8 protein-coding genes and 1 pseudogene are annotated in these 7,386 nt (G+C 68.6%); 5 read left to right on the top strand and 4 right to left on the bottom strand.

Going from position 1 to position 7,386, the window contains the following annotated elements; genetic code table 11:
- Nucleotides 1-396: pseudogene (locus ACIA8K_RS40965) on the bottom strand (hypothetical protein); the annotation flags it as partial.
- 314 nt (nucleotides 397-710) lie between these two features.
- On the opposite strand from ACIA8K_RS40965, the gene ACIA8K_RS40960 reads away from it, so the two are divergent.
- Nucleotides 711-1,214, top strand: a complete 504-nt coding sequence (locus tag ACIA8K_RS40960) for a hypothetical protein (RefSeq protein WP_396068913.1) — start codon at nucleotides 711-713, stop codon at nucleotides 1,212-1,214.
- 90 nt (nucleotides 1,215-1,304) lie between these two features.
- Here ACIA8K_RS40960 and ACIA8K_RS40955 read toward each other — a convergent pair whose 3' ends face one another.
- Complete coding sequence (locus ACIA8K_RS40955; protein ID WP_396068912.1) at nucleotides 1,305-1,664, bottom strand: hypothetical protein; 360 nt, start codon at nucleotides 1,662-1,664, stop codon at nucleotides 1,305-1,307.
- Between the two features lie 250 nt (nucleotides 1,665-1,914).
- Between ACIA8K_RS40955 and ACIA8K_RS40950 the strand changes: the two genes are divergently transcribed.
- Both ACIA8K_RS40950 and ACIA8K_RS40945 read left to right on the top strand, forming a co-directional pair.
- Nucleotides 1,915-2,262: a hypothetical protein gene (locus ACIA8K_RS40950; protein WP_396068911.1), complete on the top strand. Its 348-nt coding sequence runs from the start codon at nucleotides 1,915-1,917 to the stop codon at nucleotides 2,260-2,262.
- Between the two features lie 113 nt (nucleotides 2,263-2,375).
- Nucleotides 2,376-2,504, top strand: a complete 129-nt coding sequence (locus ACIA8K_RS40945) for a hypothetical protein (RefSeq protein WP_396068910.1) — start codon at nucleotides 2,376-2,378, stop codon at nucleotides 2,502-2,504.
- A 46-nt stretch (nucleotides 2,505-2,550) separates the two neighbouring features.
- Here ACIA8K_RS40945 and ACIA8K_RS40940 read toward each other — a convergent pair whose 3' ends face one another.
- On the bottom strand, nucleotides 2,551-3,678 hold the full coding sequence (locus ACIA8K_RS40940; protein WP_396068909.1) for an FAD-dependent oxidoreductase: 1,128 nt from the start codon (nucleotides 3,676-3,678) through the stop codon (nucleotides 2,551-2,553).
- A 24-nt stretch (nucleotides 3,679-3,702) separates the two neighbouring features.
- Here ACIA8K_RS40940 and ACIA8K_RS40935 point away from each other — a divergent pair, with 24 nt between their 5' ends.
- Nucleotides 3,703-4,428, top strand: coding sequence for a TetR/AcrR family transcriptional regulator (locus ACIA8K_RS40935; RefSeq protein WP_396068908.1), 726 nt, complete (start codon nucleotides 3,703-3,705; stop codon nucleotides 4,426-4,428).
- A gap of 91 nt (nucleotides 4,429-4,519) precedes the next feature.
- On the opposite strand, the gene ACIA8K_RS40930 is transcribed toward ACIA8K_RS40935, so the two are convergent.
- A complete protein-coding gene (locus ACIA8K_RS40930; RefSeq protein WP_396068907.1) occupies nucleotides 4,520-5,299 on the bottom strand; it encodes an SDR family oxidoreductase in 780 nt (259 codons plus the stop codon).
- A gap of 80 nt (nucleotides 5,300-5,379) precedes the next feature.
- On the opposite strand from ACIA8K_RS40930, the gene ACIA8K_RS40925 reads away from it, so the two are divergent.
- A complete protein-coding gene (locus ACIA8K_RS40925; RefSeq protein ID WP_396068906.1) occupies nucleotides 5,380-5,976 on the top strand; it encodes a TetR/AcrR family transcriptional regulator in 597 nt (198 codons plus the stop codon).
- The last annotated feature ends 1,410 nt before the right edge of the window (nucleotides 5,977-7,386 follow it).

Genomic DNA, 7,386 nt, shown 5'->3' with positions numbered 1-7,386 from the left:
TTGGTCGATTTGAGAAGGATCCGCGATGACCGCGTCTTTGTCTCCCGAACCACCCCAAAGTGGGCGATTCGTACACCACCTCCGTGGACGTGACCTCGCGGCAAGCTCGCGCCAAGCGCCAAAACCCGGACCGGCCAGGCGGTACATGCCGTATTGCCAACGGGCCGGTAGATCGAACAGGTTCGCCGTGCTGTGCGGATGAGTCAGCTCCCGGTCGGTGAGCGGGATCCGTTTGACGAACACGGGCACGCGGTCGATGTCGATGCGTGAGGCGCCGCCGCCCACTCCTACCCGGTTGAGCGGCGCTGCCTGGACCAACGCCGCGAGTTCGCCGTCACTGCGGGCGGCAAGCGAGGCTGCAACGCGGTCATGGCGGGAACGCCGCGCGAGGAGCACCTCAGCATCATGCCACTTGTGCCAATCCTCGAACGGCGGCGATCAGGTTGGCCGGCGGTGTTGTAGACGAAGGCGAGTGGGCAGTGGCACGGCACCACGCCAGAAATCCGGCTGGTCTGCACCGCTACGTCGGGCGTGCTGAACGTGGAGCCGACCGTGCACGCGACGTAGCCCGCGGGAAGGTTAATCGGGTGTGTCGAAAGCCCGCGCGGTCCGTACAGTCGCGGCGTGAGTTTTTCGGTGCGTTCGTCATGGCGAAGCCATGCGTGCGGCCGAGTGTGCAGGACAGTCACCCAGTTGGAGATTGATGGTAGATGATAGCTTTGCTACTGCACGAGGTCGACTTCAAGGTCCCTGTCGCGGTATCGGGTTTACCCTGGCATGACGGAGACGCTGAGAACTTCGATGCATCGAGTCTGCGCTATGCGCTCTTCCCTTCTCGAGTCACCTTCAGTGTGGGTGAGACTCTTGTAATGGGGCCGCGGCTCCTTGTTCCGCTGTTCGACCTTCTTTCCTGCATGGCCTGGGTGCTGCCGGACATTCGTGAGAATAAGCCGGCCTCAATGAACTTTACGGAGTCGGCCGATCGAGTTCTTTTCAATCCATCGACCGGTGAGGCCGTGGAAATAGTGTATGCCGAGGCGCGCTCCCGGCCTGGCGCGGTTTATTTCCACGAGGCGCGGAAGGTGCGCGTGGCCCGCGAGGATCTGGTCGATGCGTTTACCGGTTTCCTTGCGTCAGGTCTCCACCTGCTGACCGATAACGTCCCCGGACTTCGGCAGAATCAGCATGTGAAAGCGCTGGCGGCCCAGCTGTAGCCGGTAGGCGGCAAACGCCGCCGTACCTTCCAGAACGCCCGGCCACGTCCGCGACGCGGTCTGCCGGTCAGCCGGAGCGGACCGGTGGTTTCACCTGCCGGTTCGTCGGGTGCCCGGTCGTCGGTCGTTACGCGGAGGTCCGGGCCGGCGCGGGCGCGAGGGCTGATCGGCCGGGCTGTCGACGGCACCGGGGCTGGAGAACGCCACGGTGGGCACCGCGCGCTGAGACGACACGGGTGGCGGCCACTGCGAGGCGGTGATCTGTGCTCCGGTGACGGGCGGTGTGGGCGAGATCTGGTCGAGCAGACGCTGCGCCATCGCGGCGTTGATCTCGTGGTCAGCGCTGATCCGAATATCGGCGGCGGTCGCCAGGTCCACGACGTCGTCGCTTGTGAAAGCATCGGCTCCGAGAGTGCTCAGCCGCCGTGCGAACTCCTGCATGTCAATCATCTGCAGCCTCATCCTGGGGTTGCTCCTGATCCACCGTAGCCCCCGCCCCGGTCGGCGGTTCCTGCACCCACCGATAGCGATGGCGGCTGCCATCTCCTCGGCGAGCCGAGTGCGCACGGAGGCCGGCGGGGGCGTCGCACTCCGGGCAGCCCACGCCGGTCCGCGACGCGCGGACATGCCGCAACCAGTGAGGGCTCCGCCGAGCGGAATCCGGGTGTGGCGAGAGGCCAGGTGCTGGGACCATGCCGGGATGGAACGTCAGCCTTTTCGGACCGCGACCGAACGCGAGCTCGGACTCCTCAGGGCGAATGAGGCCCGCTCCACCGGCACAACTGAGCAACGACTCTGCGAGTTGGCGATCGACCCGATGCGGCCGGTGAGACTGTGGACCGCCCGGAACCCGAACACCCCTCCGGGCGCCCTCGACGTTCTCATCCAGGATGAGGACCACAGCGTCCGAAACAGTGCTTTGTTTCATCCAAGAACACCCGCCGCCGCGCTGGAGCGTGCAGCTCAGCAAGAAGCGGACGAGGCGGAAGCTGTACGTCACCTCGTCGCGCACCACCCAACACGCCGTCACAACTGCGCGATCAGCTGATCGCCGCTGGCGTCTGCCCTGCCACTCCGGGCCGGCCGTACCGCAGCGGACCCGCATCCGCCGGCAGCCGACTACCGCCGACACATGAGGAGGACTACAGCGCCGTCGCGCGGATGTCGGCAGAGCTGCAGCTTCGTCTCGTCCCCGAACACATCGTCGACGCGACGTACCAGGGTCCGAATCAATGGGTGTTCGGTGACGGTGAGGCGACATGGTTCTGGCGGTTCTTCGACTACCTGTAAAGCCCTTCGTCGTGCTCGCTGATCAGCCTCGCGAGGGGGCGGGGCGTCAGTCTGCGGGGGAGGGCTCGGGGGCGCGTGGGGTGAAGAAGCGGACGATGTCGGCGGCTGCGGTGGGGGAGAGCATCATCTCCTGGATGCGGGCGGACATCTCGGCGATCGGGTGGATCCGGGTGAACATCGCCTCCTCGTACCCCCGGATGGCCTGGTTCGGGTTTGTGGGGGTGGCGGCGAAGCGGGCGGCGAGTTCGGCGGCGTCGAGCATGGCCTGGTTGGCGCCCTCGCCGACGGGTGGCATCAGGTGTGCGGCGTCGCCGATGAGCGTGAGGTGTGGCCGGTGGGTCCAGCGGGTGCCGGTCGGCATGACCTCGATCCGGCGTGGGGTCGGGTTGTCGCCGGCGTCGATGAGCGCGGTGAGGCGAGGGCTCCAGCCGTCGAAAAGATCAAGGAGCACACGGCGGTCGCGGTACGAGTCAAGCGGACGGTCGACCGCGCGCAGCGAGATTCCGACCTTGAGGGTGTCGTTGCCGAGGCGTTGTGCGGACAGGATCCGGTTCTCGCCCATGGCCCAGAAGTTGCCGGCGCCGACCAGCTCGACGAGTTCCGGGTGACGGCGGCCGGCCTCGCCGATGGTCAGCTCTACCACTGTGGACACCGGGGACGGCGTTACGTCGGTGAGCAGCGGACGGACGGCCGAGCGGGCACCGTCCGCGCCGATCAGGACGTCGCACTCGGCGCGCTGCCCGCCGTCGAACGTCAGGGTGAAGCCGCCGCCGGGCTGTGGTGTCACGGCGGCGAGCCGGTGCTGCCAGATGACTGTGCCGGAGGGGAGTGAGTCGAGCAGCATCGCGCGCAGGACGGTGCGGTCGATCTCCGGGCGGCCGGAGAAGGAGCCGGGATCGGGCAGGTGGTGCACGAGCGTGCGTCCCGCCGGGTCGAGGATGCGGTGCTCCTCGCCCTCCGGTCGCGCTTCGGACCGGAACCGGGCGTCGAGGCCCGCGTCGGCGAGTGCCTGCTGGCCGGACTCGGGGTGCAGGTCGAGCATGCCGCCCTGGGACCGTGCGGTGCGGCCGGCCTCGCGTTCGTAGACGACCGCGTCGATGCCGTGGAGGTGCAGGATCCGGGCCAGTGTCAGCCCGCCGAGGCCGCCACCGGCGATTGCGATTCGCATCGTCATGCTCCTTACCGTACGGTGTACCTCATGGATACGCCGTACGGTAGCGCACCGTTGCCGATCTGGGAACGGCCCGAGCCTCAGCCCCGCGCGGCTCCGGTGCCCCTGAGCCGCGCGAAGATCGCCGACGTCGCGATGCGGATCGCCGACGAGCGCGGCCTCGACGGCCTCTCCATCCGCAAGATCGCCAAGGAGCTCGGCGTCGGCCCGATGCGCCTGTACGACTATGTGACAAACAGGTCGGAGCTGCTGGACCTGATGGTCGACGCGGTCTACGCCCGGATCGCCGAGGTCGAGCCGGATGCCGACTGGCGTGCCACAGTGATGGGGATCGCTACCCGTACCCGCGAGGTGGCTCTTGATCATGAATGGTTTGTCGACCTGCTCGGGGCCAGGCCTCATCTGGGACCGCACGCGCTCGCCGCGGGTGAGGCGACGGCGGCCGCGCTCGACTCGGCCCTCGGCGCCCCGGGCATCGACGATCTGCAGCTGACTGTCGGCGCGCTCAACGCGTTCATCGCCGGCGCGCTCCGCCGTGAGGTCACCGAACGCCGCACGGCCCGCTCCACCGGCACCGACATCTCGGCCTGGCAGTCCGCGCACGGCCCCTACCTGGCCCGGATGCTCGCCACCGGCAGTTATCCCACAATCGCCCGCCTAGTCGTCGAGGCCCCCCACCTCGACCCCGCCGACACCTTCCACCACAACCTGACGACGGTCCTGGACGGCCTCACCGGCGCTCCCCGCCCCTGACCTTTCCTGGGCCCGGGGCGACTGGATCGCGTCCAGGTCGCCCCAGGCCACCAGGGCGTCGATCGAGGCCGGCTCTTGGTGCCGGGCGGGTCTAGATGGCGGGAAGCTCGCCGCCGTCGACGTTCAGGCTCACCCCTGTGATCCACTGGGCTCGGTCCGATACGAGGTAGGCGACGGCCTCGGCGATGTCGCGCGGGTCGCCGGGGCGCCCCAGCGGGATGCCGGCGGTGACCGCGGCGAGTTCGACGCCCAGCGCGTCGGCGAAGGTCTGGCGGACCGCGTCGGCTCCAGGGGTGAGCACGTTGCCGGGCACGATTGTGGTAACCCGAATCCCGGCGGGCGCGAGCTCGGCGGCGAGCGCCTTGCCGTAGTTGTTGAGCGCGGCCTTGGCGGCCCCGTAGTGCGCCATCGGCGGGCCGGGCAGGATCGCCGCGCCCGAGGAGATGTTGACGATCGCGCTGCCCGCCCCGGCCTCGCGCAGCGCCGGCAGCAGCGCGTTTGTGGTCCGCACGGCGGACAGGAAGTTGAGATCGAGAGCGTCGAGCCATTCCTCATCGGGGATCGACGAGATACCCCCGAGGTGGGTACGGGCCGCGCCCGCGTTGTTCACCAGGATGTCGACGCCGCCGAGCTCGCCGAGCGCTGCCGTGACGAACGCGTGGACGCCGGTGACGGTGCTGATGTCGCCCGGAATGAAGGTGGCGCCCTGCGGCGTCTGTTCGGTGGCGCTGCGTGCCGTGGCGACGACGCTTGCACCGCCGTCGAGCAGCCGCTGCACGATGGCGGCGCCGATACCGCGAGAACCGCCGGTGACGATCGCGCGCTTGCCGGCGAACTCGGTGGTGTGTGCGGGCACAAGAGTTTTGAACATGCGTTCAGAATAAACAGTTTATGGAACGAACGTCCAGAACTATTTTGGAACTGTCGTTCAGAACGGCGTATCGTGACCGCATGGGGCGTCCACGGAAGTTTGATGAGCACGAGGTGCTGGTCGCTGTGCGCCGGCAGTTCAACGAGACCGGCTACCACGGCACCTCGGTCGAGGATCTCTCCCGGGTCACCGGGCTCAGCAAGGGCAGCCTCTACGGCGCTTTCGGCGACAAGGACGCCCTGTTCCGGCGCGTCTTCGAGGAGTACTGCGAAAGCTCCGACCGCAACGCCGCCGCCCGCGTCGAAGGCCCGGAGGACCAAGCCCTCGACCGCCTCCGCGCCTGGCTGACCGCGCCGGAGGGTCGCCCCGACCGGCGCGGCTGCCTGCTGGCCAAGACCACCGCCGAACTCGCATGGGAAGACGAGGCCATCGCGGCCCGATCGCTCGCGGCCTACGGAACTCTCCTCGAAAGCTGCCGTCTCCTCATCGAACAGGCGCAGCGCGCCGGGCACATCGATCCGGCCGCCGACCCTGCGGCGCTCGGCGGGCTCGTCCTCGCCACCCATCGCGGAATCGAAGCGCTCCTCAAGGCCGGTGTCGACACGGCGACGCTGCACGGCATAGCCAATGCGGCGATCGACAGCATCACGCTGAAACCCGTGAGCGCCCGCATCTGACGGGCTGCCCTATGCCAATCCCGGTGGCAGGCCGTGTGTGGCGGAATGCGACTGCTTGCGGCGCGGTCCACCAGACATCGGCCTGAGGGGTCCGATTGCCTGTGGCCCGGTCCACCAACATTGGCCTGAGGGCTCCGACTGCCTGCGGCGCGGTCCGCCACACACGGCCTTGGGGCGTCGTCCCGGTCAGCGACCGCGGCGGTGGGCGCCCAACGCCCGGGCCGGCCACCTCGACCGGGTGAGCGACGGACGCGAGCCGGGACGGGTGTTGCTGCCGCGCCACCTCCGGCCCCGTGCGTGCCACGGCGGGTTCGGGTCGGCTTGCGGGAAGGCCGGGCGGGCCGGCAGTGGGCGGACGAAGTGGACCTTGAGACGGTCCGGCCGCCGGAGGATCAACGGCTTTCCGCGCACGCCGTATCGGGCCCCAGATCTCGGCGGTGATGCGGGGAAGGGCGGTGTGGACTCCATGGACAAGGTCGCGAGGCGGCACATCGATGAAATGGCGGTCATGTCGGACACCGATCTACTGAGACGAGGGCATGACGCGAGAACCGGGCGGGGTGAACCGCTCGGCCGCGGGCGGAAAGTCTCAGCGGGCGTACATGCGGCGACCGTACCAGCGGGCCGGCGACGCCATCCATCTATTTCCGCCGGGCGCGCCCGGCCGGCACCCGCAGCACCTGGCGGAGGTGACGAATGCCGAGGCCCGGGTGGTCCGGACCGGTTCCGGAGAGACGTGCGAGGCGCCAGCAGAGCTCGACGCGCTGTTGCCCATTAGCGTCCGGCCGTCTGGGGGCCACGATCGAAAGATCTGGGCGCGGTGAGTGGCTCGGCTGGTCGTTGTGGTTGCGGAGCCGGAGAGCAGGACCGCGAGTCCGGCTCCGCCGAGGAGCAGCACGGCCGTTGTCTCAGCGCTGGTGTCTCAGCGGCTGGGGGCCGAAGCGGCTGTGGCGTGGGCGGGCGCAAGGACCGGCACCGAGGCCGTGACTTCCGCTGGCGTGCGGGCCTGTCGCGGAACCTCGGCGGGTCTCAGGGCCGGGCACCAGTACGGAGCAACACCGGGTCCGGCGCCGTCAGAGCGCGCCCCCCACTCACGACCCACCTCATGGCGGCCCGCCGTCAGTGTCCACGTTCGAGCGCTGTACGCCCGAAATTTCATGATAAAGGGGCTGGCCTGCGCGTTCATTCTGGCGCCGAAAGATCGGTAAGGCCCACCTCAAGATCCTTGCGACTCTGGTGGCCCCTATCGCGCTCGGATAAGGGCCACCAGAGCCGCAAGGATCTTGCATCCCGTCAGATGGACTCAGAATCCCGAACAATGAACCCATCTCGGGGGCGTAGCGCCGGGATGCGATGGCCCTGGCGCGGCGACCCACGATACCCAAGATCGACTGGCCCTTCGATCCTCCG

Origin of the sequence: Catenuloplanes sp. NPDC051500 (assembly GCF_044454585.1) — a bacterium.
GTDB lineage: Bacteria > Actinomycetota > Actinomycetes > Mycobacteriales > Micromonosporaceae > Catenuloplanes.
The sequence above is the reverse complement of the archived record's forward strand: the minus strand, read 5'-3'. Positions and strand labels throughout refer to the sequence as shown.

Coding starts and splice junctions, on each gene's coding strand:
- ACIA8K_RS40960 (WP_396068913.1), top strand. CDS start 711: ATGATAGCTTTGCTACTGCACGAGGTCGACTTCAAGGTCCCTGTCGCG.
- ACIA8K_RS40955 (WP_396068912.1), bottom strand. CDS start 1,664: ATGATTGACATGCAGGAGTTCGCACGGCGGCTGAGCACTCTCGGAGCC.
- ACIA8K_RS40950 (WP_396068911.1), top strand. CDS start 1,915: ATGGAACGTCAGCCTTTTCGGACCGCGACCGAACGCGAGCTCGGACTC.
- ACIA8K_RS40945 (WP_396068910.1), top strand. CDS start 2,376: ATGTCGGCAGAGCTGCAGCTTCGTCTCGTCCCCGAACACATCGTCGAC.
- ACIA8K_RS40940 (WP_396068909.1), bottom strand. CDS start 3,678: ATGACGATGCGAATCGCAATCGCCGGTGGCGGCCTCGGCGGGCTGACA.
- ACIA8K_RS40935 (WP_396068908.1), top strand. CDS start 3,703: ATGGATACGCCGTACGGTAGCGCACCGTTGCCGATCTGGGAACGGCCC.
- ACIA8K_RS40930 (WP_396068907.1), bottom strand. CDS start 5,299: ATGTTCAAAACTCTTGTGCCCGCACACACCACCGAGTTCGCCGGCAAG.
- ACIA8K_RS40925 (WP_396068906.1), top strand. CDS start 5,380: ATGGGGCGTCCACGGAAGTTTGATGAGCACGAGGTGCTGGTCGCTGTG.